At 38.5% G+C, this 24,151-nt stretch carries 18 protein-coding genes; 10 read left to right on the top strand and 8 right to left on the bottom strand.

Annotated features, from left to right (window positions below; translation table 11 throughout):
- Positions 1-184: 184 nt before the first annotated feature.
- Both GARC_RS04190 and GARC_RS04185 read left to right on the top strand, forming a co-directional pair.
- Positions 185-484, top strand: a complete 300-nt coding sequence (locus GARC_RS04190; protein ID WP_007617086.1) for a hypothetical protein — start codon at positions 185-187, stop codon at positions 482-484.
- Positions 481-2,049, top strand: coding sequence for a PepSY-associated TM helix domain-containing protein (locus GARC_RS04185; protein WP_007617085.1), 1,569 nt, complete (start codon positions 481-483; stop codon positions 2,047-2,049). Before GARC_RS04190 ends, GARC_RS04185 begins: the two co-directional genes overlap by 4 nt.
- A gap of 82 nt (positions 2,050-2,131) precedes the next feature.
- Here GARC_RS04185 and GARC_RS27160 read toward each other — a convergent pair whose 3' ends face one another.
- Together GARC_RS27160 and GARC_RS27155 are read right to left on the bottom strand one after the other, a co-directional pair.
- Positions 2,132-2,329, bottom strand: coding sequence for a hypothetical protein (locus tag GARC_RS27160; RefSeq protein ID WP_226989058.1), 198 nt, complete (start codon positions 2,327-2,329; stop codon positions 2,132-2,134).
- Positions 2,330-2,422: 93 nt separating this feature from the next.
- A complete protein-coding gene (locus GARC_RS27155) occupies positions 2,423-2,719 on the bottom strand; it encodes a radical SAM protein (protein WP_007617081.1) in 297 nt (98 codons plus the stop codon).
- 414 nt (positions 2,720-3,133) lie between these two features.
- Here GARC_RS27155 and GARC_RS04175 point away from each other — a divergent pair, with 414 nt between their 5' ends.
- From GARC_RS04175 to GARC_RS04155, 5 genes are all read left to right on the top strand, one after another.
- Positions 3,134-5,971: a TonB-dependent receptor gene (locus tag GARC_RS04175; protein ID WP_007617077.1), complete on the top strand. Its 2,838-nt coding sequence runs from the start codon at positions 3,134-3,136 to the stop codon at positions 5,969-5,971.
- Between the two features lie 69 nt (positions 5,972-6,040).
- Complete coding sequence (locus GARC_RS04170; RefSeq protein WP_007617075.1) at positions 6,041-7,363, top strand: DUF5690 family protein; 1,323 nt, start codon at positions 6,041-6,043, stop codon at positions 7,361-7,363.
- A 31-nt stretch (positions 7,364-7,394) separates the two neighbouring features.
- Positions 7,395-8,204 (top strand): phosphonoacetaldehyde hydrolase, encoded by an 810-nt coding sequence (phnX, locus tag GARC_RS04165; protein ID WP_007617073.1) that lies wholly within the window; start codon positions 7,395-7,397, stop codon positions 8,202-8,204.
- Complete coding sequence (locus GARC_RS04160) at positions 8,201-9,595, top strand: FAD-dependent oxidoreductase (protein ID WP_081587493.1); 1,395 nt, start codon at positions 8,201-8,203, stop codon at positions 9,593-9,595. The genes phnX and GARC_RS04160 overlap by 4 nt, the downstream gene beginning before the upstream one ends.
- A 103-nt stretch (positions 9,596-9,698) precedes the next feature.
- Positions 9,699-10,403: a UTRA domain-containing protein gene (locus GARC_RS04155; protein ID WP_007617069.1), complete on the top strand. Its 705-nt coding sequence runs from the start codon at positions 9,699-9,701 to the stop codon at positions 10,401-10,403.
- A 265-nt stretch (positions 10,404-10,668) separates the two neighbouring features.
- Here the strand turns inward: GARC_RS04155 and phnW are convergent, their stop codons facing one another.
- From phnW to GARC_RS04130, 5 genes are all read right to left on the bottom strand, one after another.
- On the bottom strand, positions 10,669-11,760 hold the full coding sequence (phnW, locus tag GARC_RS04150; RefSeq protein WP_007617067.1) for a 2-aminoethylphosphonate--pyruvate transaminase: 1,092 nt from the start codon (positions 11,758-11,760) through the stop codon (positions 10,669-10,671).
- Positions 11,761-12,028: 268 nt separating this feature from the next.
- A complete protein-coding gene (rimO, locus tag GARC_RS04145) occupies positions 12,029-13,432 on the bottom strand; it encodes a 30S ribosomal protein S12 methylthiotransferase RimO (RefSeq protein WP_007617065.1) in 1,404 nt (467 codons plus the stop codon).
- A gap of 354 nt (positions 13,433-13,786) precedes the next feature.
- Positions 13,787-15,199 carry an aspartate ammonia-lyase gene (locus GARC_RS04140; RefSeq protein WP_039988661.1) on the bottom strand — a complete coding sequence of 471 codons (1,413 nt, stop codon included), beginning with the start codon at positions 15,197-15,199 and terminating at the stop codon, positions 13,787-13,789.
- A gap of 282 nt (positions 15,200-15,481) precedes the next feature.
- Complete coding sequence (locus GARC_RS04135; RefSeq protein ID WP_007617059.1) at positions 15,482-17,152, bottom strand: alkaline phosphatase D family protein; 1,671 nt, start codon at positions 17,150-17,152, stop codon at positions 15,482-15,484.
- Positions 17,153-17,218: 66 nt separating this feature from the next.
- Positions 17,219-17,683: an Lrp/AsnC family transcriptional regulator gene (locus tag GARC_RS04130; protein WP_007617057.1), complete on the bottom strand. Its 465-nt coding sequence runs from the start codon at positions 17,681-17,683 to the stop codon at positions 17,219-17,221.
- A 293-nt stretch (positions 17,684-17,976) separates the two neighbouring features.
- Between GARC_RS04130 and GARC_RS04125 the strand changes: the two genes are divergently transcribed.
- Complete coding sequence (locus tag GARC_RS04125; RefSeq protein WP_007617055.1) at positions 17,977-20,496, top strand: TonB-dependent receptor plug domain-containing protein; 2,520 nt, start codon at positions 17,977-17,979, stop codon at positions 20,494-20,496.
- Positions 20,497-20,682: 186 nt separating this feature from the next.
- Here the strand turns inward: GARC_RS04125 and GARC_RS04120 are convergent, their stop codons facing one another.
- Positions 20,683-21,144, bottom strand: coding sequence for an Lrp/AsnC family transcriptional regulator (locus GARC_RS04120; RefSeq protein ID WP_007617053.1), 462 nt, complete (start codon positions 21,142-21,144; stop codon positions 20,683-20,685).
- Between the two features lie 225 nt (positions 21,145-21,369).
- On the opposite strand from GARC_RS04120, the gene GARC_RS04115 reads away from it, so the two are divergent.
- Entirely contained in the window at positions 21,370-22,782 is a 1,413-nt protein-coding gene (locus GARC_RS04115; RefSeq protein ID WP_007617051.1) for an aldehyde dehydrogenase family protein, read from the top strand.
- Positions 22,783-22,818: 36 nt separating this feature from the next.
- Positions 22,819-23,856, top strand: coding sequence for a homoserine dehydrogenase (locus tag GARC_RS04110; protein ID WP_007617049.1), 1,038 nt, complete (start codon positions 22,819-22,821; stop codon positions 23,854-23,856).
- Positions 23,857-24,151 lie beyond the last annotated feature (295 nt).

Here is a 24,151-nt window from a genome sequence, read left to right as displayed (position 1 = left end):
AATGGCGAATAGCGAGTTACTGTTGTTGGTCATTTGCTTTAGTTTCATGGCTTCAAATACATGTGTTTTCTGCGGCTTTTTTTATTTGGCTTTTTATACTTTCAACCCTGTTAATTTGTATTCCATTACTTAGTTTACGGTTCAAATTTGATAAACGTAAACGCTTTTGTAAAGGAATAGTAAAATGAACAGGTTAACTGCTGAGCAAAAAATTAAACCTCATTGGTGGTTAAAAACATTTGCTGGTGCAATCTTAGGTTTTACATTTAGCTACGCTATTGTCGCTATCTTTGCATGGTTTGGCTCTGGCGGCATTGGTGCAACAGCCAAGATACAATTTAATATGTGGATGATTTCGCCCATTTGGTTATTAGTCTTGTCCTTTAGCTACCTGTTTAAAACGGGGGTAAAAGCTATTATTTACCTATTGTCATTTAATATAATCGCTTACAGCGTATTCTTTTTTTTAAGGTGGGTATCATGAGAATTCGTGGCGATATACTTCGCACATATCAATCCATTCATACGTGGACAGGAATTGTGGCTGGCTTAGTGTTATTTATCGGTTTTTACGCTGGCTCACTTACCATGTTTGAGGAAGAGATAACCCAATGGGCTACTCCACCAAGCCATCAGTTAGCACAAATTTCAGTCGAGCAGCTTGATGATTTGATTTTGAAAGCATCCGCAACATATGAAAAAGCTCAACAAGGCTTCAAAATTAACTTTAATGAGCATTCATCTCCAATGACTTGGTACGAGCAAGGAGGTGGCAGAAGCTTGAGTTTAGATGATGTCATGATGCATGCGAGTTTGTCTGAACAAGGTGAATTAATTACTAATGCCGAGCCAGCTAATGAACTGGGTAACTTAATTGACATGTTACACCGTACTGCCGGTATCGCTGGAAAATTAGGCCATGAAGACTTGGGGGTACTCGTTTTAGGTATCGCATCTGCACTCTATTTTTTAGCACTGGTATCAGGGATTATTTTTTTATTGCCTACCTTAGTTAAAAGCTTTTTTGCTTTACGAAAAAATAAAGGTGTGAACCGTTTCTGGCTTGATAGTCATAACCTAGTCGGCATTGCCAGCTTACCATTTCACCTTATTATTGCTTGGAGCGTGGTTGTATTTGCCTTTCACGATGTATTTTACGATGGTTTAAGTCTGGTTTATGCTGATAAACCCATGTTCGAACGAAGTGACACACCTCAAATAGAATATTCCATAGATCAACTGCCGTCTATTTCTACCTATTTGCGTAAAGTCGATGAGCTTACCGATGGTTACCATGCGCAAAGCATGGCGTTTTCTGGTTTGTCATCCTCACGACCTTCAGTGGGGATTACGGTTATCAACCACCAAGAAATGATGCGTAATAACACTGGCGATTTTATTTATATGCATCCTTATACTTTCGACGTGTCGTTTAGCAGTATACCAATGAACGAAGAACAGTATTATGTCTCATATGTTGCCAGTTTCTTTTCATTGCATTTTGGTGGAATGGGCGGTGATATTGGTCGTTGGGTGTATTTTGTTATGGGCTTATTAGGGGCATTTTTATTTTATAGCGGTAATTTACTCTGGCTAGAAAAACGCAGACAAAAACAACCCATACAAAGTAAATCCAATCGCTTTATGGCAAACCTTACTGTTGGAGTATGTTTAGGTTCAATGTTAGCGGTTGTTGCCACTTTATTATCAAGTAAATGGTTATACCTAATTAACGCACATATTAATAATGCTTACATCACATGTTATTACTTGGTGTTTTTTGCTGCATTAATTTATAGCTTTTTCCATGGAGCTGCAAAAAGTGCTATTTATATACAAAAAACACTATTTATTGCCTGCTTATGTATTCCTATCACTACGTTATTAGCTATAGCCATACCAAGTTTTGGGGAATGGACCTCCACTAATTCGACCAATTTCATTGTTGATATTGTCGCTTTGGTATTTGCTGGGATATTCTATTTTAGTGCGTTTAAAACTAAACAACGGGCATATCATGGTGAACGTAACAGTATATGGGCGCTATAAGTATTTATAGAAAAAAATAAAGGCATTGCTTAACATAAGAAAGATAGACTTAATCATAGTTGTTAAGTCTATCTTTAATTACCTAATCTTCTACGCGCACACCCCAAACATCATATTCATTGGAGTGAATGATTTGCGCCCAGATAATATCCCCAGGTTCTACATCAAATTCATCAGTTAAATGTACATTACCATCAATCTCAGGTGCATCGGCATAACATCGTCCCACTGCGCCTTCTGGTGTGACTTCATCGATAGTCACTTGATATTCTAAGCCAATTTTTTCTTTTAATTTGGCCGTGCAGATCTATGATTGTTTTTGCATAAAACGCTTTTAACGTTCTTGTTTAATGTCTTCGCTTACGAGATCGGGTCAGTCGTTCGCTTTTGCGCCGTCTACATCTGAATATTTAAAACAGCCTACAGGGTTTAAATAGGCTTCATCTAAAAAGTCCAACAACATCTGAAAGTCTTCTTCAGTTTCACCGGGGAAACCTACAATAAAAGTCGAGCGACTAACAATTTTCGAGCAAATCTCACACCATATTTTGATTCGTTTCATAGTGTGTTCAGCAGCTGGCTGTTTCATCAGTTTTAGAATGCTAGGACTGGTGTGTTGAAAAGGAATATTTAAATAAGAACGTATTTCCCCTTGTGCCAACAAAGACATAGTTTTGCTCTCAGAAGGCTAGGGTGAGACACCGTATAAACGTACTTATATCTCCGTTTTTCCACAAAACGATATTATCTTAGTTTTGACTGGCATACCACCTCAACATGTGCGTTTAAAAGCGACTTGGGCACTTCAATGACTGAATTTTGGTCCGCTTCTGAATTGGCGCAACGAAGACGTAGTGTGCCCAAATGTGCCATTTTGGGAGGGATTGAATCTGTCTTTTCTATTAACTTAGATCCTCACTGATAAGTCTCCATACCCTTTCTAACAGTTGAGCATGTTTCGTCCAGCCATAAATTATTAAAGTACTTGTCATTTTTTTGAAATCTAAATGTCATAAATGCTAATTAGAATACCTTCCATCTGGTCTAGTCCAGAATGACAATGATAATTATATTGGGAGATACAATGAGAAAGTTAACACCTATTGCTGTAAGTTTATTAGCGCTTAATAGCCTAAATTCACTCGCTGATGGCGCTGTTTCTGGTCTAGTCAGTGATACATCTGGGGCTTTATCTGGCGCTAAAGTTAGCGTTGTTGGTAGTAAGTTTGAAACATCAACAAACCTTAAAGGTCAATTTTCACTAAACTATTTACCATCAGGTAAGCAAAAAGTTCGTGTTGAATACCTTGGTTATCCTACTGCTGAGTACGATGTTATTGTTGTAGACGATAAATCGATAGACTTAGGTCGCTTAAATCTTAACGTGAGCAGAGACCCCTTGGATGAAGTTGTATCCATTGGTTATATGCGCCGCGGCGAGATGAAGTCGATTAATATGCAAAAAGAGTCTAACAGCATCAAAAATATGATGTCAGCAGATGGAATAGGTAAATTACCCGACAGAAATGCTGCTGAAGCCTTGCAACGTATGCCTGGTGTTTCTATCGAACGAGATCAAGGAGAAGGTCGATTTGTCGCCATTCGTGGTTTACCTGCACAATGGAATTCGACGTCTATAAATGGAGATCGTTTGCCAACAGCAGAAGAAGAAACAACCAGTAGAGCGGTAGCACTAGATTTTTTCCCAACGGATATGATTGAATTGGTTGAGGTTTCAAAAGCATTAACACCTGATATGGAAGGTGATGCTATAGGTGGTAACGTTAACTTTATTACGCGACGAGCGCCAAGTAACCAAGTCTTATCAGTGAATTTAGGTGCGGGCACTTCGGAAAAAGCGGAAGGAGGCAGTCAGTCGTTAAATGTGCTTTATGGTGATCGTTCTGAAGATGGGAAGTTTGGTTTTTTAATAAATGGTACTGGCTGGGTACGAGACTGGGCTACCGATAACTACGAACCACGCCGAGCTATTGATGCGGATGGCATAGCAGGCATTCACCGTTTAGAGCTGAGAGATTACACCGGAACCCGTAGCACTTTTGGCTTAAATATGGCGGCTGAATATTTGCTCGATAATGGTTTGATTTATGCCAAAGCAATGTACGGCACACTATCTGATGAAGAAACCCATTACAAAAGTCGTGTTAGATATAATAAAAACCGCGTTGAATTACAACATATTTACAATGAACTCAATACTGAAATGCACGGTTTTGAAATAGGTGGCGAATATGATTTTTCTTTTAACACACGTTTGAACTGGAAATTAAGTACCTATCAAAATCAATTTGAATATGGCGATATTCCTAATAGTGAAGATAATGCCTATTATGTAGTGAAGTTCAAGCAAAGTGTTGATTTTGATGATGATGTAGGTATGCGTGATGGCGTAAATACCGGCAGTGGCTTGATTTATAATACCATTGACGGCGGAACAGATCCGGCCTTATCAATTGCCACTCATTTACCGAGTAATTGGTCAATGGATCCAACAAAAGCCGTGTTAGCTGATGTTGAGTTATATGGTATAGATATTAACGAACGTGACAAAATTGTCACTCAACTTGATTTAGTGCATGACTATAATAATCAACTTGAGCTAAAAACGGGCTTTAAATACCGAAGTAAGGAACGAAACGCGAATTTTTATGACAAGTTTTACGGTTGGAACGAAGCTGAATATGGTGCAACACCCACACTTGCTCAAGTAGCCGCAGACCTAAATATTGATTTAGTTAATCAACCTGGACGAGAGGACTACTTAGAAGACTTCGCTATTGATTATCAATCAATTTTTTCTAAAGTTATTCCCGTTAATGACTTAAAACGTTGGTGGGATGAGAATCAGCATAAACTTACTTTTCTTGAGGGGGACTCTGAAGTTGTCGAAAATGGTGGTGGCTTAAGTCGCAACTTCGACTTGGAAGAAACACATATGTCGTTATACGGAATGGCGACCTATAAACCATCGGATAAATGGAACATATTAGGTGGCCTTAGGGCAACACAAACAAAAACTGATGTGCATGGTTTTGTTGCCGTTGAAACGGATCAAGGCACGTCAGTTGAACCAGAACAAGGAAGTAAAAATTATTGGTCAATTCTCCCCTCGCTACACGCTACCTATCATGTAGATGATATGACTAACGTTCGTTTGGCATTAACCAGAACTTTTTCTCGGCCCGACTTTGGTCAATTATCCCCAGGAGCAACTTATTCTGAAATGGAGAATGAATTAGAGTCAGGTAACCCCGAGTTAGACCCAACTTATTCAAACAATTTTGATTTAATGTATGAACATTACTTTGATGATGCCGGTATCATTTCTGTTGGCTATTTTTATAAACAGATCATTGACCCGGTCTTTTCTCAAAGTTATCAAGGTAACTACCGAGATCAATCTGTCACCGTAAAAAGTCCACTTAATGGTGATGATGCTTGGTTACATGGGATTGAATTTGCCACCAATAGTAATTTAGGTTTTATTAGCGAGCAGCTGAATAATTTTGGTATTGCTTTTAATTTTACCCTGATGGACTCGGAAATGGCTATTCCAGAGCGTATTGATAACGCTAAAGTTTCTCGCCAAGCAGATGAGTTATACAATATCAGCATGTATTACGATAATGGCAATCTTGCTGCACGAATTGCGGTTAATCACAAAGGTAAGTACATAGAAGATCACGGCAGTAACAGCTCACTTGATACCTACTATGGCGATTACACTAGCGTTGATTTTACTGCATCCTATCAAATAACGTCCCAAGCAATGCTTTATGTTGAATTGAATAATTTAACGGATGAACCATTAGAGTATTTCACTGGCTCTGAGCAACGCCCAAATCAAATTGAGTACTACGGAACCCGAGGACAATTAGGCTTTAAATACGACTTTTTCTAATCATTCTGTCAAATGGGAAGGGCTGCCTTCCCGTTTATTTAAAGTGTAATTCCTTTAGGGTTGTGTTCAATGTTTAATATTCAACTGTATTTGCAACGCTGTCATACCGCCATTTTTGTTGTGTATGCATCCTCTGCAGCTTTTATGACATATTTTTGTATGTATGCTTTTCGAAAACCGTTTTCGGTTGCTAGTTATGAGCAAGCAGATAATTTCTGGGATTTCATTGATTTTAAAGTTGCCTTAGTTTTGGCTCAAGTTTTGGGATATTTACTGTCGAAATTTATTGGTATTAAAATTATCTCTGAATTAACAGTGAATAAACGTATTAGCTTATTATTAGGCCTAATATTTGTTGCTCAATTTGCTTTGTTGATGTTTGCAATTGTACCTGAGCCATACAAACCCTTGATGATGTTTATTAATGGCGTACCGCTAGGCATGGTATGGGGAATTGTTTTTAGTTTTCTAGAAGGAAGAAAAACATCAGAAATACTGGGGGCCTTTTTAAGTGTCACTTTTATTATTGCGTCTGGGTTAGTGCGCACTGTAGGTCAATGGCTCCTAGTTGATATTAATATTCCCGAATTTTGGATGCCGGTAACAACAGGGGCAATTTTCCTATTACCTTTGTGTCTATCAGTGTTTTTTTTGGCACAAACGCCAGCACCATCGAAAAGTGATCGTATTGCTCGCCAAGAACGACAACCCATGAATGCCCAACAAAGATGGTCATTCTTCCTGCGTTTCTCTCCTGGAATTTTATTACTGATCTCGAGCTTCTTACTGTTTACTGGTCTACGTGACTTTCGCGATAATTTTTCCGCGGAAATATGGCAAGCGCTCGGTCATGGTGAAGAGCCAGCCATTTTTGCTTATGCAGGCATACGCATAGCGTTAGTTGTGCTGGTTGTTCTTGCTGCTATGGTCATGGTGAAAGACAACTGCAAAGCATTTTTAAGTAACCACGGCTTTATTTTATTGGGTTGTTTGTTATTAGGAGGCAGTACCTTTCTATTTGAACAACAGTTAGTTGATGGAAAAACATGGATGGTTTGGCTAGGCGCTGGATTGTATATCGCCTATATCCCCTACAATTGTTTTTTGTTTGACCGGATGATTTCTGCTGTTGGTTCAACCGCCAATGCTGGTTTCCTTCTCTATCTTGCCGACTCTGCTGGTTACCTCGGCAGCGTTAGTATTTTACTTTATCGCACTTTCGCTTCACCAGATATTAGCTGGTTGACATTTTTTATACAGCTTTGTTACGTCGTTTCAATTGTTGGTGGGTTATTGGTTACCTGCTCGGTAATTTACTTCAGTCACAAGTTACTTAATTTTGAAAAAATATTTCATTTTAATTTGAGTAAAGCTAAATCAATCCAGAGTTAGATCACATCATTTTATTTATAGGAAAGTTATTATGCAAAAAATAGAAGCCGTTATACTTGATTGGGCAGGTACTGTTGTTGATTATGGCTCTGTAGCGCCCACCACCATTTTTGTTGAAGCATTTAAGCAAGCATACAATTTTGACATTAGCTTGAGTGAAGCTAGAGGTCCTATGGGGATGGGAAAATGGGATCATATTAAAACTTTAGGCCAACAACCTGAATTAGCGACAAGATGGCGCAAACAATTTGGTCACGATATGACAGACGATGTGGTTGATGACATTTATCAAAGCTTTATGCCACTGCAAAAGGCTAAAGTGGCTGAACACGCCAAGCCGATTGATGGCGTTTTATCAACATTAGATTGGTTAAAACTTCAAGACATAAAAATTGGGTCGTGTTCAGGTTACCCTCGTGAAGTCATGGAGATTTTAGTACCAGTGGCCGCTGATTATGGCTATAAACCGGATTGCTGGGTGGCTAGTGATGATATTGCTGCTGGTTCACGTCCTGGTCCATGGATGGCACTACAAAATGTGCAAGAGCTTGGCATCAATAATGTCGCTAATTGTATTAAATTTGACGATTCAACTCCAGGTATTACTGAAGGACTCAATGCGGGAATGTGGACTGTAGGTATTGCTCTGACCGGCAATGCGGTTGGTCTAACTGAAAATGAATGGCTCGCGTTAACTAAAGAGCAACAACAGCTAAAACGCCAGCAAGCTTATAATGAACTTTATCGGGCTGGAGCGCACTATGTCGTTGATTCACTAGCTGATGCTATTCCTACGATCCAATTGATCATGTCGGCTAGAGCAAGAAACGAACGGCCATGAAGTTGATAAAGCCCTTTTGGTTTGAACAGGCATTGGCGAACATACCAATGCCTCAAATGTCTAAGCTCGATAAAAAAATCACTGCGGATATCTGTATTATCGGCGGCGGTTATACTGGATTATGGACAGCAATAAAAGCCAAACAACAAGCCCCGAATAAGCGTATTGTTATTATTGAAAAAGGTCTTTGTGGGCAAGGTGCTTCGGGTCGTAATGGTGGCTGTATGTTGACTTTTTCAACTAAATTTCAATCACTAATTCGATTTTATGGTTTAGCTGAGGCTATACGCCTGGTAAAGGTGTCAGAACAAACCGTATTTGATATTGAAAAATTTTGTCAAATGAATCAAATAGATGCGGAAGTGCGTACCGATGGCGCGATTTATACAGCAACTAATAGTCAGCAGATTACCTCATTATGCCAACCTCTTAAGCTATTATCACAACATAAGTTGAACCAGTGGCAGCGTTTATCACCTGCAGATACCGCGCGTTTTACTGGCTCGGACCATAACTTGGCGGGGATAGAAAATAAAGCGGGTGGGTCATTACACCCAGGAAAATTAGTCTTAGGTTTAGTGAAGTTTGCCCTATCAATTGGTGTGAAAATCTACCAGCAAACAGAATATAAAGATATTGCCTTTGGTCAAAGACCCACAGTAAAAACCTGTGCCGGACAAGTCAACGCCACTAAAGTTATTTTTGCCATCAATGCTTGGATGGGGAAGCACTTTAATAGATTCAATCGACACATTACCTTAGTATCGTCAGATATGATCATCACAAAACCTATGCCTGAACAGTTAGCTGAAATTGGTCTAAGTCATGGTAAATCTATCGCTGATTCACGAATTTTTGTGCATTATTATCGTACCACTAGTGACGGCCGATTGATGTTAGGTAAAGGCGGTAATATGTTCGCCTACAACAATAAAATGTTGCCCGCGTTTGATCAGCCCAGTCGTTTTGAACCCATGCTCACTAAAGCTTTTGGTCAGTTTTTTCCAAGACTAAAACCATCGTTTGAAACCACATGGACAGGTGCCTCAGATCGTTCAACCACAGGTTTACCTTTTTTTGGCCGCTTATCAGAAGATAATAACGTATTTTATGGGCTTGGTTATTCAGGAAATGGGGTGGTACAAAGTTATTTAGGTGGAGAAATTTTGTCTTCTTTGGCGTTAGAATTAGATAATGAATGGACTCGTTCTCCTATGGCAAAAGGACCGCTGGGAGCCTTCCCCCCTGAACCTATTCGCTATTTAGGCGCTAACATAGTAAAACAATCGGTATTGAGAAAAGAGCATGCTGAAGACAGTGAACAACGGGCGAAATGGTTTGATTGTCAAATGGCCAAGTTTGCCGCAGCTGCCGGTAAAGCAGATAAGTGAGTACCGAGGTTATGAAAGAGATAGTACACTTATAACAACGCTATGGCGGTAAAAATTATGGTTAACGCTTATAGAGCAATAGTTGGCTAAGGATCATACTTAAATGTTACTTTATCAAAAAATCAGACAATACATTTACACCCTTATTGAACAGCAACCAACAATGAAAAAGCTGCCTTCTGAGCGGGAATTATTAGAACTATTTCAATCAACACGTATCACAGTGCGTGAAGCATTAACGCTTTTGGAAACTGAAGGGATCATTTATCGACAAAACCGTAAAGGTTGGTTCATTTGTCCCCCTAGGCTGCAATGGGATCCTGTTAATAAAGTTGATTTCTACCAGTTAGCGAAAGATCAGGACTTTTTAGCTAAAACTAGTTTAATAGCGATTAATACTGTCAAAGTGGATGGTGATGTTAACAGCGCTTTTGTAGGTAATAATAACCAAGATACTGATGTTTCGTTATTTAAAATATGTCGAGTGAGATCACTTGATGATCGTCCTGTCATGGTGGAAGAAATATACTGCCAAACAGCACAATTCGAGGGGCTAGAAAAGAAGGATCTTGAAGGCTCAATAACGACAATATTTAGCCAAGATTATGATGTAAAAATCAGCCGAGAAAGTAGTCGTATTTATGTTACCGCATTGCCCGCAGACAAAGCTGCGCAGTTACAACTTAATAGCGGCGCTTCTTGCCTTAAGATTTTTAGACAGCGTTTTAATGAGAACAATGAACTAATTGATTACAATATTGAATATTGGGTGCATGGCGCTATTGAGATTAATGTTACTAGTAACTAAAGCTTATACCCATGCCACCGCAAGATGCCCATTTCAGAACGATTAGGCGTTTTAATCCAAAACATATCAGTGACTGAATGTCGATCATCCTCTGAATTGGCGTAACGAAGAATTGGAGAACCGCAGTCGTTCCTTTCGGGCGGGTTTTAAAGCGGTTTATGCTTCCGCTGAAGCTGACGAATTGAGGTTATATGAGTATATTTATAAAAACCGCATCATAGTGCGGCTTTTTTCTGTTTTAAATTTTATCTGTTTACCTAATCGATTACCAGTAGATAGCCTGCGTTACTGCATCAAGTAATTGCACAATATCATCAGTATATATTTCACCGATGTTACCTATTCTAAAACAATCGGCATTGGACACTTTACCTGGGTAAATCACAAATCCTAAAGATTTCAACTTATAATAGAATTTTTTGAATTCATAATCAGGGTGATCAGGTGATAAAAAGGAGGTAATTATGGGGGACTGTAATTCATCCCTAAGCAGTGTTTTAAAGCCTAACTTTCGCATACCATGAACCAGCAATGTTTGATTTTGTGCATAACGCTTGGCACGTGCGGTAATGCCCTTTTCATCTTCAAGTTCTATTAGTGCTTGGTAAAATGCTCTGACAACATGGGTAGGGGAAGTAAATCGCCACTTTCCATTAGTTGTTTCCATAGTGTGCCATTGCTCATATAGATCTAAACTCAATGACTTGGCCTGGCCTTTACATGCCTCAAGAAGTTGGCGTTTAGCCACAATAAAGCCAAAGCCGGGCACGCCTTGAATGCATTTATTGGCTGAACTGATCATAAAACCAATATCAAGCTTACCTATATCAAATTCAATCCCCCCAAAACTCGACATCGCATCAAGAATAAAAGTAATTTTTTGTTGTTGGCATAAATGAGCGATTTCATTAATAGGATTAAGCATTCCTGTTGTGGTTTCACAGTGCACCATAGCCAGATGCGTAATACTATTATCTTCAACAAGAATGGATGTTATCTCTGCGATGTCAGGCTGTATTTCTTCAAGGTAATTAACCACGTGATGAGACAGGTGCAGAATTTCGCAAATTTCTGCCATTCTTTTGCCGTAAGCGCCGTTATTAATAATTAATACTTTATCATCACGGCTAATTGCGCTACCAAGTACAGCTTCAACTGATGCAGTACCGCTGCCTTGCATAAGTACACTGGAATAACGAGGATCATCAGTAGCGTATTGAGTGATTTTAGTACGAATATTTTCTACGATATCAATATTATAATCGTCATCCCAAGTACACCAATCTTTTAACATTGCTTGTTTAACAGTATCTGAGGTGGTTAATGGGCCAGGGGTAAGTAATTTATAATGTTGCATTTTATGATCTTTTTAATTTGGTCTAGACCAGATTTTAAAGAGAGAAAGGATAATATTCAATAGTACTTAGGCAGGTTTCATAAAAGTGTCATCATACTTAGTCAGGTTGTAATATTTTGTACTAGTTAGCTTAGGGACTAAAGAACGTTAAAAATAACGTCTAACTATAAAATATGATGAACAATTTTAACTTAATGAATGAGTATGATTATTGTTTTATACTTTAAAGGTAGGCTTTACCTGAATAGATAAAGCCTACCTAAAATAATTAATCTTCTACGCGAACACCCCAAACATCATGTTCATCGGCATGAATAATTTGCGCCCAAATCAGATCGCCCGGCTCAGCATCAAAATCATCCGACATATACACTTTGCCATCAACTTCTGGTGCATCCATGTAAGAGCGGCCTACTATGCCAAGGTCATTCACTTCATCAACAAGAATGAGATATTCTTGCCCGATGCGTGCTTGTAATTTATCGCTACTGATTTTCGCTTGTACTGCCATAAAGCGTTGAAGTCTGTCTTCCATTACTTCATCTGAAACATGATCAGGTAGTGCATTCGCCGTAGCGCCTTCAACGGGAGAGTATTTGAAACAACCGACACGGTCTAATTGTGCGTCTTCTAAAAAGTCTAATAATTCTTCAAATTCTTCTTCTGTTTCACCGGGGAAGCCAACAATAAAGGTTGAACGAATAACTAATTCAGGACAAGTCTCACGCCATTTAGCAATGCGCTCTAATACTCGGTCTGAGCTACCAGGGCGTTTCATTAGTTTTAATATACGTTTATTAGCATGCTGAAAGGGAATATCTAAATACGGTAATATTTTACCTTCTGCCATTAATGGAATGATTTTATCCACATGGGGATACGGATAAACGTAATGTAGGCGTATCCAAACGCCTTGCTTGGCCAATTCTTCACATAATTGCTGCATGTGCGTTTTAATTGGCATGCCTTCCCAAAAATCCGTTTTGTGCTTTACATCAACACCATAAGCAGAAGTATCTTGAGAAATAACTAACAACTCTTTTACGCCAGCTTTAACCAAACGTTGCGCTTCACCTAACACATCACCCACTGGGCGCGAATCTAAATCGCCACGCATTGACGGAATAATGCAGAATGTACAACGGTGATTACAGCCTTCTGATATTTTCAAATATGCATAGTGCCTAGGAGTCAATTTAATCCCAATGTCCGGGACTAAATTCAAATAAGGGTTATGTTCAGGTTTAGGCAAATGTTCATGCACTTGATTGACGACTTCTTCATAAGCATGAGGGCCAGTAATGGCTAATACATTAGGATGTACCTCACGAATTTCATCTTCTTTAATACCCAAACAACCTGTGACTATCACTTTGCCATTTTCGGCCAACGCTTCACCAATGGTATCTAATGATTCTTGAACAGCAGAATCGATAAATCCACAAGTGTTCACTATCACTAAATCTGAATCATTATAGGTAGGTACTACATCGTATCCCTCAGTACGTAACTGAGTCAAAATGCGCTCTGAGTCTACTAAATTCTTAGGGCAGCCTAGGCTAACAAAACCAATACGGGTGCCATTAGTTTTTTGTACAGGCGAGTCTTCTAATATTTTGACCGGCGTTTCTAGGGTGGTGGTTTTATTGGGTGTATAGGTTTCAACTGTCATGGTGATATCTTAAACAAACGTAATTCCTGCTATTATACCATTGCGTATAGAGAATTGCTCTCTCAGAAAGCCCCTGCCGTTTTTGGCTAAGGCGTCGCTGTGCAGGAATGTTCATTCCTTTTCAAATAGCGAAAATGCACTACAAAACCAACAGGGATTTCCCTAGCGAGAGGTTTAAAAAAACTTATTCTGCATTGAATGAATTTGAAATTGCACCATTATTTCTTCATTCAATGGCCTTGATTAGTCTCTTTTAAATCTCGCTGAGTGGTCACTTCTCTATAGCATAAGGATAAGAATCCATTGAGGCACGACTACTCTGACACTAAGAGGGAACTTCTAATAAATAGTTAGCTACGGAATAGGTTGTACAATGTTATTGGTATTTAAAATACTATGTAGTTGCTGTCGGGTGAGTAATTTCTTACCTATAACTTGTTCTAAGATAGAGCCGCCATTTTGTAATGCTTCTTTAGTTATCTGTGTACACACTTCATAACCTAGTACAGGATTGAGTGCAGTTACCATGGCTAAACTGTTGTTTAGGTTATCGCGACATCTACTTTCGTTAGCCTCAATATCATCCACACATAAGGTTTTCAGCATCACTATGGCATTCGTTAATAAATTCATCGACTCTAGCAAGTTAACGGCAATTAAAGGCTCCATTGCATTAAGCTGAAGCTGCCCCGCCTCTGCTGCCATGGAAATCGCTAAATCAAGACCTACAACTTGATACGCACATTGACTAACCGCTTCAGGTATTACCGGATTCACTTTCCCGGGCATAATTGAACTACCAGGTTGGCGGTTTGGTAATTTAATCTCACTGATCCCCCCTCGAGGCCCCATACTTAATAATCTTAAATCATTAGAAATCTTTGATAGTTTCAAGGCGAGCCGTTTTAGTGCTGATGAATAAGTGACTAATGCCCCCATATCTGAGCTGGCATCAAAAAAGTCGTCTACGGGTTTAAACTCAATACTTGTTAGATCTGCTAAAGCCTTGATTGCTAGTTTGCTGTAGCCTTGTTTAGTGGTTATTCCTGTGCCGACAGCCGTTCCCCCTAAATTAATACTCATTAGCAACTCACTCATCGAATTTAGCAGTGTTACTTCTTGGCGCAATGTTGATGAAAAGCTATTAAACTCTTGTCCTAAAGTCATAGGCACAGCATCTTGTAATTGAGTTCTAGCTAATTTTTGTATGTCTTTAAACTCATGGGATTTCTCACCAAAAGCGTTAACTAAACTACTAAGCGCATCTAGAAGATGTGTTTGTTTTAGGTGAATGGCGAGTCTTATCGCGGTTGGATAAACATCATTAGTTGATTGGGACATGTTGACGTGTGAATTAGGATGTAAAAATGAATATTGACCTTTTTTCAACCCCATATATTCTAAACCTACATTAGCTATCACTTCATTCATGTTCATATTGCATGAGGTGCCTGCACCTCCTTGGATCATGTCAACACTAAAGTATTTATCAAACTCACCATCTATGATTGCCTGAGTTGCAAATATTATGGCATCGTATTTTTTATCATCTAATAACTTTTGTTTGTTATTGGCTTTCGCGCAAGCGGCTTTAACTAAGACCAAGGCTTTTATAAGCTCAGGGTAATTACAAAGTTTATTTCTGGAAAGTTGAAAGTTGTCAATTGCCCTTTGAGTTTGAATACCATAATAAACGGAATTGGCAACTTCCATATGACCTAATAAATCTTTTTCTATACGATTTTCTGATGAGTTTAAATGAAGCATTAATTTATTTTTTTATAGTGAATGTAGCCAATAAATTAATTCGTTTTGTAAAACAATACCAATGCAATTGTGTCTCTTAGCTCATGCAAAATCTGCATATGATCTTTGCTTGATGGCACATAAATGCATCACCTTAATCATCAACGAATGTTTTTTATGATTAAGATGATGTGCGTAAATACTAGCAAAACAAATCAGCTGTCTGATTAAATTGACGAAAAAAACAGAAGACAACATTGGTCTTTAAATGCCAATCAAGCTTAGCTTTTTCAATAGGTACTTTTATTCGTCAAATTTAAGCATATTGCCATTATTAAGAATATCTACAGAGTGGATAATATTGGTTTCATAAATACGGGACTCGACATTACTAACAGCAATAAAGTCTGCATGGCCGCTATTATGGTCAATATGTAAACGAATAAAGCCACGATGTCTGCCATCTGCCCATACAATTTCTTTGTTATGTTCAGTATTTAATTGATCGTAGCTTTTCATGGCACTTTCTCCCATCGTCATTAAAGAGCGCGGTGAGGTTATTCCTGTGGCCCCTAACTCAACTCCCATTGATTGTGTATCATTATCAAAAAGTTGGTTAGCCCAATAACTATGACTATCTCCTGACAAAACAAGTAAATCATGCACACCTGCATCTTTTGCTACTTGGTAAAATCGTTCACGTGCTGCAGGATAGCCGTCCCATGTATCTAAATCGGCAGGTAAATCAAACTTTCCTTGATGGCTCAGTTCTTCAAGCATACTTAAACCATCGGCATTGAGTTTGTTTTTAAGTTCCGTAAAAAATGGGGTGTCTAATTTGGGGGAGGTGGATTTTGCAATCACACTTTGATTACCAATAATACGCCAGCGTCTATTGGCTTGTAATGATTCCTCAAGTTCACTTTTAAGAAATGTCTCCATTCCAGAGGAAAGCATATTGCGATTTGGTGCACCAACAACTGAGTGCAAAAATTGTTGTGCCTTTTCGGTTGTATCAATGTTTGATAAGTGTTCATTATAACTAATTTGTTGACTACGGCCGGTATGTCTACTTTCGAGTGTTATTAAACTTGCAAGATCTCCAAACTTATAATGGCGCCAATATTCCTCTTGGCTGCCATCCTTTGCAGGATCTCTAATAGGCAACCATTCATAATAAGCTTTTAAGGAGGCAGCCCGTCTATCAGCCCAACTTCCTTCGTTTTCTTGATGGTTTTTAGCGCCACCCATCCAAGGGTTATTTGCCGTTTCATGATCATCCCAAATAACAACTAAAGGATGGCGAGCATGCATGGCTAATGAGCCTTGATCTGTTTTGTATTGAGCATGTCGCTGACGATAGTCATCAAGACTAAGTACCTCATGACTTGGCTCATGATTACGTCCTAACTGTTTTCCTGTTTCACCGCCGAAGCCATCAACACCATATTCGTAAATATAATCACCAAGGTGAACCACAAGATCAATTGTAGGATCATTAGCTATAGCCTCATAAGCATTGAAAAATCCAAAAGGAAAATTAGCACAAGTAGCAACAGCAAAGTTTAATTCTTTAACGTGTCCTACTGGCAGTGTGTGAGTCTGACCAACTATAGAATCAACACCTTTACTTACAAATTTGTAGAAGTAAGTCTCACCTGGTTCAAGGGCATTCACTACTACTTTGACAGTGTAATCCTGTTGTTTATCTGTTGTATATTGACCAGTAGAAACAATATTTTTGAAAGTTGGATCGCTAGCAACAAACCAATTTACGTTAACTGGAACTGTTGATTGACTAACGCGGGTCCATATCACGACGCTGCTTTGATCGGGGTCGCCACTTGCAACACCATGAGAAAAGGTTAAATCTATTATTTGTCTTGATGGTAAAGGACTGCAAGCAATAGGTAGCAACATTATTGCCCCTGACACTAGTTTCAGTGCTTTTCGTCGTGTCATATGGTCAGTCATTTTACATTTACCTTTACTAATATTATTAGTGTTGAATTGTGTTTATTGGAGTGAGTAATAATTAAGTTATTCAAAAATCGGTAATTTATTACAGCTTAGTTGTTCGTAAATAATGGCAGTTTCAATATGTACTACTTCATCACGAGAGGTTATTGAATTAGATATAAAATTACGTAAATGCTCGGTGTCTTTTACTGTTATATGTAGTAAAAAGTCATCCTCTCCACCCATGTAAAATATTTTGATAACTTCTGGAGATAAAATTAAATCATCTCTAAAGCTTTGAATAACTTTACTGCTGTGCTTACCAAGCCTTATAGAAGTCATTGCTTCGATGTTTCCACCAACAGCTTTGTAATCTATATGTACCCCGAATCCTTTAATGACTCCTGAGGATTGCATCTTTTTAACTCTTTCAAGACATGTTGAGGGTACAACGTTTGCCTTAGAAGATAGTTCTTTGTTGGTAATACGAGAGTTGGCATATAGCTCACTCAAAATTGTAAGGTCAGTGTTATCAAGTTTTTTCATCTTATTAATATGCTCTTTTTATAATTTCATACTAGTTAACGACGATTCACAACTTCATATTAGCGCTCATAAAAAATTATGTAAAGAAATTGAGGGTCTAAATCTCTAATAAATTTGATTTGGAGTTATAAAATCTTTGTAATATTGTTTTTTATATGTTTTATGTGCGGTGCTTTGCATATAACAAATTAGAAACCATTTGTTATATGCAAAGAAAACAAGCGCACAAAAATGAATGAGTACTAAAAAAAACAATATAAAAACAACCAATAAAATTCTTTAAGGAATTGAACATGCCGAATAAATTTAAATTAAAAAGTTTAGCTATAGCTATGGGGATGACTTGTGTTGCCATGCCTAGCATCGCTGCTGAGCAGGATAACAAAAAAACTGAAAATGATGAGGTTATAGTGGTGGTAGGATCTCGTGCTGCTCCTAGATCTATAGCTGATTCCCCAGTACCTATTGATGTTATTGGTGGCAAAGAGTTAATGGCTAACGGTACATCAGATATGAACTCATTACTGAGAACGGTTACTCCCTCATTTAATGTACATCCACAAACTGCTTCTGATGGCTCAACCGTCGTTCGACCAGCTAATTTACGAGGATTATCGCCAGACTCAACTTTAGTCTTAATTAATGGAAAACGTCATCATAGAGCTTCTGTTATCACTTTTTCAGGTGGTGGCGTTTCCGATGGAGCACAGGGTCCAGATATATCAACTATACCAGCGATTGCTCTAAAACAGGTCGAAGTATTGCGTGACGGTGCATCGGCTCAATATGGCTCTGATGCTGTAGCGGGTGTTATCAACTTTGTCCTAAAAGATAATGATAGTGGCGGTCAACTCGAGCTTAAAATGGGGCAGTATTCTGAAGGTGATGGTAATCAAGTTACTGTTTCTGGCAATATTGGCATGGGTCTAAGTGATAATGGCTTTATTAACGCTAGTTTTGAAGTTAATCAACAAGATCCGACAAGCCGAAGTACCCAAGGAAGTAGTGCACAAGCTTTGATTGATGCGGGTAACTCAGCGGTAGCAAACCCAGCTCAAGTTTGGGGTACACCTAAATTTTCAGATGACTTTAAACTCTTTTTAAATGCAGGAATTGAGCTAGCCAATGGTGGCGATGCTTATATGTTTGGTAATTGGTCTGAGAAAACGGTTGAAGGTGGTTTCTTTTTCCGTGACCCACATACCAAAAGCGGCGTATTTGAAGGGCCAACGCTTGACGATGGCACTGAAACTATCTTGGTTGCTGATTTAACTCCTGGAGCAACTGATAACTCGGCTTGTCCTATAGTGCCGATTATTAATAATGCTATTGATGCTAATGCGTTAGCTTCTTTGGAGTCGGCGAATTGTTACGCTCATAATCTACGTTTCCCTGGTGGTTTCGCTCCCTTTTTTGGTGGTAGTGTTGTCGACCTTTCTTTAGTTATGGGAACTCGCGGTGAATTTAGCGATGGTACTACTTATGACTTTAGCGGTAGCGTCGGAGAGCATTCAACAGAATATCGCATTAGTAATACTATCAATTCATCTATGGGGCCAGATAGCCCTACAGAATTCACCCCAGGAGCCTATGCTCAATTAGAACAATCCCTTAATGCTGATTTTTCTAAAGAGTTACAATCCATTATGGGCTTGGAATATATGATTGTTTCTTATGGTTTAGAATTACGCCATGAAACTTTTACCATTTCGGCAGGCGATGAAGCATCCTGGAAATTGGGTCCTTTAGTAGATCAAGGCTTTAGTATTGGTTCTAATGGTTTTCCTGGTTTTAAACCAGCAGATTCAGGGGCGTCTTCACGAACAAGTAAAGCGGCTTATTTAGATACCGAAACAAATATTACTGAAGACTTTTTAGCACAAGTAGCTTTCCGATATGAAGATTTTAGTGACTTTGGATCATCTTTTAATTGGAAGGTTTCTGGTTTATATGACATCAACGACTCATTTAAAGTCCGCGCTTCATTGAGTACCGGTTTCCGCGCCCCTACTATTGGGCAAAATAATGTGCGAGCGGTACAAACTCAAACTGAAAATGGCATATTGGTAGATGTTGCTACATTACCACCAACTCACCCAGTATCAGCTAGTTATGGTGGTGTTGCATTAACGCCTGAAGAGTCGTTCAGTTATGCCATGGGTATGGTTTACCAACAAGATGATTTTTTCTTAACAGTAGATTATTTTAATATTGAATTAACCGATAGAATTACTCAAACATCTTCAATTGCATTAAGTGATGATGAACGCCAAGAACTTATTGATAACGGCGTTACCGATGCTATAGGTTTATCAAAAGTTAAGTTCTTTACTAACGACTTTGATACCACAACTCAAGGAGTAGATATTGTTGCTAACTACTCTAATGAAATGTTTAGCGGGGATATGAAATATTCTCTGGCCTATAACTGGACAGATACAAACGTAGATAAATATGGAGAAAATGTTAACCAAGTTAAACTTAATCGTTTAGAAAAAGGACTACCTGCGCACAAGGGGTCATTCACAGTAAGTTATTTATCTGATTCATGGTCATTAATGACAAGAGCTAATTATTATGGTGAATGGTCACAGTTTGATCCAGATATTCCTGGTGATGCGGCGATTATCTTAGATACTGAATTTGCCTATTATTTAGATAATGGTGCAGGTTTTGCCTTAGGCATTAATAACTTAACTGATGATAATGGTCCTGTTGCTGAAGGTAATCCGAGTGGTCGTTCATACTCTTCAACTTCACCATACGGTTATAATGGTCGCTTTTTATATGCAAAAGTAACTTATAGCTTTTAAATAAAGTTAGCACTAAAAAACACCTATTCAATGCGTATCAGATAGCCTTCTGGTACGCATTTATATACTTTTACTACTAGTCAAAATCCTCCCTAAATACCTTGCTGTTACCAAATCACTAACCAATTGAACACCCTCTACAGCTAAATATAAAATGCTGCGAGAATTAAAGTTTTTAACACATTGTTATCCTAGAGGTAAAGCTAAGCTTACTTTGGTTCTCCCCATAACGACTGAGGTTTTAAAATGTTTAACATTATTATCAGTAAAAAAAATTGATTGGGTAAAAGCTTCAAAATCAATCATATCTTTGGCTGTGACAATTAATATAAAGTCAGCTTCACCAGTGATGTAATAACACTGTTGTACTTGAGCTGTTTTTTTAACTTTTCTCTTAAAGGTATTAAAACAGTCCATATTATCTCTATTTAGCTGGACTGAAATAATAAAGGTCATTGCCTGGCCAACTGCTTCAGGTGAAATATTCGCGACTTCACTGGTAATAACGTTTTCTTTACGCAGACGTTTTAATCTTCTTTGTACACTAGCTGTCGATAAACCAATTTTTTCTGATAAAAGTTCGATACTTGTTTTGACATCTACTTGCAGCATGCTGAGTAGTTTCAGATCTTGCTTGTCTAGTTCCATAATTATCACCTTTAAATATATTACGAATCAATTCAATCATATTTTAACTATATTCGCATCAAATCATTCATTAAAAGCCAAATGTAGAACGTTTCACCTTTTATAGGGTTGATATGATTTGCTCCGCTCAGCTACTCAATAAAATGTTCAGTTGACTATTGGCTTATGAAGCCACAATGCAAGAAAAAATAAAGCAATGTTTTACATATTTTAGGAGTTTTTGATATGCCGGTTAATTCTAATGTTCTTGATGAAAAGTCAGTGATTACAGTCGTTGATCCACAAGATGGAACCTATATTAATGAAGTTAAAAACCATAATGCTGTTGATGCATTGAAGATGATAGATACCGCTGTTGATGCTTTTAATAAATCAAAAATATTGCCAGCACACGTTCGAATGTCAGTGTTAAATAAGGTCGCCAATGCTCTATTTGAACAACAAGAACGCTTTTCACAAATTATCGCCCGTGAAGGTATAAAAACGATTAGAGAAGCGCGAAAAGAAACACTCCGCTGTGTTGACACTTTACGTTTAAGTGCAGAAGAGGCGCGGCGCTTAAATGGTGAAACTATTTCATTTGATCAGGCGCCAGGATCTGAAAATAGATTTGGATATTTTAAACAATTACCTCTAGGCGTTATTGTTGCAATTACCCCCTTTAATGATCCATTAAATTTAGTTGCACATAAAATTGGCCCTGCAATTGCGGCAGGTAATAGTGTCATTCTTATGCCCCATACAGAAACGCCTCTAGTTGCAAAAATGCTTGTAGATTTATTTAATAATACCGAGCTTCCTGAAGGCGTTTTACAGCTAATCACAGGTCATGGCGACGTTATTGGGGATGTTTTAGTTACTGATCCTCGTGTTCGTATGGTGTCTTTTACTGGTGGAAGTGCTGTTGGTAATAACATATTAAAAAAAGCTGGATTGAAGAAGGTTGCCTTAGAGTTAGGTAGCAATTGTCCTGCAGTTGTTTTGGCTGATGCGGATATTGAAAAAGCCCTTGACGCGACAGTCAGTGGCGCGTTTTGGGCTGCTGGACAGAACTGTTTACATGTACAACGAATTTACATAGCGGATCCAATATACGACCAGTTTTCTAATGCTTTTTGTGAGCGTGCTAACAAAATCAAAATGGGGGACAAACTTAAAGAAACAACAGATATGGGGCCAATGATAAATGCAACAGCCGCCCAAAAAGTAGAATCATTAATCGCTGACGCCCTTAGCAAAAATGCAACTTTGTTATGCGGTGGAAAGCGCAACGGTAGCTATTTTCAACCAACAGTACTGACTGATGTTAGCGATGACTGCTTCATTGCCAATGAAGAAGTGTTCGGTCCGGTAACAATACTCTATCGCTTTACTGATGTAGATAGCGCTATTGAAATGGCAAACAATGTGGACTTCGGATTACAAGCTGGCGTATTTACAAACGACATGAATTTAGCGTTTAAAGTTGCTGATGCATTGGAATGCGGTGGAGTCATGATAAATGACAGTAGTGATTATCGTATTGATGCCATGCCATTTGGAGGTGTTAAAGGGTCTGGTCTAGGTCGAGAAGGAGTCGCGAATACTGTACGTGAAATGACAGAAGCCAAAACTTACTGTTTCAATTTGAATACATAATCAGCTGCAATAATTTAAACAATAGAGGTAAATAAAATGATAACTCAATACAAACTTGCAATCATAGGTTTTGGCAACGTAGGGCAGGGATTAGCAGAAATACTCAGTGATAAATATTCGTTCTTAAAAGAAAAGTTTGGGATCGATATACGTATTGTGGCGGTTTGTGATTTATATAAAGGCAGTGTTGCTGATTTAAACGGATTAGACCCTGCAATGTTATTGCATCATATTGAAGTTAATGGCGACCTCAAACAATTTGGTCAAATGAGTAACATTTGGGATGCCGAACAAACCATTGCAAAAAGTGGTGCTGATATTCTGGTGGAGCTAGCATATACCGATTTAAAAACCGGAGAGCCGGCATTTTCACATGTAAAACAAGCAATGAATATTGGGATGCATATTTCCATGACAAATAAAGGTCCTGTTGCTTTACATTTTCCTGAATTAAAACGCTTAGCGCGCAAGAATAAAGTACAAATTGGAATTGAAGGTACGGTAATGAGTGGCACACCATCACTAAACCTAGGTAGTGAGATGCTGTTGGCGTCAGGAATTACTAAAATTCAGGGAATATTAAATGGCACAACCAATTATATTTTGGGTGAAATGGAAGCAGGTGCAGAATATGCAGTTGCACTAAAAAAAGCGCAAGAGTTGGGCTACGCAGAAGCAAACCCAGCAGGAGATGTTGACGGTCATGATGCCGCAGCAAAAGTGGTTATTTTAGGCAATGTAATGATGGACTTATCATTAACCTTATCTGACGTCGATTGCACTGGTATAAGTAATCTAAGCGCAGAAGATATTAACTATGCCATAGAGAATAAAAAACATTGGAAATTAATAGGCACAGTTGAAAAAACTCAAACAGGTTATATTGCATCGGTTAAACCTGAAATGTTAATGAAAGAACACCCTTTAGCATCAATATCTGGTGCCACAAACGCAATTACCTACACGACTGAATTAATGGGGGATATCACCTTAATTGGACCCGGAGCCGGTAGGTTGGAAACAGGTTACGCTATCATAGAAGATATTTTAACCATCCATAAGAACAGCCATTAATTTGAATGGGTCATTACTTTTAATATAAAAAAGTCCTAGTCGGTTTTATGCTGCGCCTTCGCTAATGTTGCGTAGCGACGCCTTGCGCAAAATCGGCAGGGGCTTTATAAGTTTCTTCTTTATACTGATTACTATTAGCTGCACCCTCTTTCCATAGTGGTTTACGCATTTTATGGGAACCCCTGATCAGCCACTGGGCTGTTTCAAATGTAAATTTTGGTCATTTTCTGGCACCTAATGCCGCTCTGAAATGGATCATAACCTCTCTTTTTTGCGGACAAATTAACCTCGTCAT

The organism is Paraglaciecola arctica BSs20135 (assembly GCF_000314995.1).
GTDB classification, from domain to species: Bacteria; Pseudomonadota; Gammaproteobacteria; order Enterobacterales; family Alteromonadaceae; genus Paraglaciecola; species Paraglaciecola arctica.
This window is presented reverse-complemented; position numbering and strand designations above follow the sequence as displayed.

What these genes read in the sequence shown, in the direction of transcription:
- GARC_RS04190 (WP_007617086.1), top strand. Translation starts at nt 185, where the DNA reads ATGAACAGGTTAACTGCTGAGCAAAAAATTAAACCTCATTGGTGGTTA.
- GARC_RS04185 (WP_007617085.1), top strand. Translation starts at nt 481, where the DNA reads ATGAGAATTCGTGGCGATATACTTCGCACATATCAATCCATTCATACG.
- GARC_RS27155 (WP_007617081.1), bottom strand. Translation starts at nt 2,719, where the DNA reads ATGTCTTTGTTGGCACAAGGGGAAATACGTTCTTATTTAAATATTCCT.
- GARC_RS04175 (WP_007617077.1), top strand. Translation starts at nt 3,134, where the DNA reads ATGAGAAAGTTAACACCTATTGCTGTAAGTTTATTAGCGCTTAATAGC.
- GARC_RS04170 (WP_007617075.1), top strand. Translation starts at nt 6,041, where the DNA reads ATGTTTAATATTCAACTGTATTTGCAACGCTGTCATACCGCCATTTTT.
- phnX (WP_007617073.1), top strand. Translation starts at nt 7,395, where the DNA reads ATGCAAAAAATAGAAGCCGTTATACTTGATTGGGCAGGTACTGTTGTT.
- GARC_RS04160 (WP_081587493.1), top strand. Translation starts at nt 8,201, where the DNA reads ATGAAGTTGATAAAGCCCTTTTGGTTTGAACAGGCATTGGCGAACATA.
- GARC_RS04155 (WP_007617069.1), top strand. Translation starts at nt 9,699, where the DNA reads ATGTTACTTTATCAAAAAATCAGACAATACATTTACACCCTTATTGAA.
- phnW (WP_007617067.1), bottom strand. Translation starts at nt 11,760, where the DNA reads ATGCAACATTATAAATTACTTACCCCTGGCCCATTAACCACCTCAGAT.
- rimO (WP_007617065.1), bottom strand. Translation starts at nt 13,432, where the DNA reads ATGACAGTTGAAACCTATACACCCAATAAAACCACCACCCTAGAAACG.
- GARC_RS04140 (WP_039988661.1), bottom strand. Translation starts at nt 15,199, where the DNA reads ATGCTTCATTTAAACTCATCAGAAAATCGTATAGAAAAAGATTTATTA.
- GARC_RS04135 (WP_007617059.1), bottom strand. Translation starts at nt 17,152, where the DNA reads ATGACTGACCATATGACACGACGAAAAGCACTGAAACTAGTGTCAGGG.
- GARC_RS04130 (WP_007617057.1), bottom strand. Translation starts at nt 17,683, where the DNA reads ATGAAAAAACTTGATAACACTGACCTTACAATTTTGAGTGAGCTATAT.
- GARC_RS04125 (WP_007617055.1), top strand. Translation starts at nt 17,977, where the DNA reads ATGCCGAATAAATTTAAATTAAAAAGTTTAGCTATAGCTATGGGGATG.
- GARC_RS04120 (WP_007617053.1), bottom strand. Translation starts at nt 21,144, where the DNA reads ATGGAACTAGACAAGCAAGATCTGAAACTACTCAGCATGCTGCAAGTA.
- GARC_RS04115 (WP_007617051.1), top strand. Translation starts at nt 21,370, where the DNA reads ATGCCGGTTAATTCTAATGTTCTTGATGAAAAGTCAGTGATTACAGTC.
- GARC_RS04110 (WP_007617049.1), top strand. Translation starts at nt 22,819, where the DNA reads ATGATAACTCAATACAAACTTGCAATCATAGGTTTTGGCAACGTAGGG.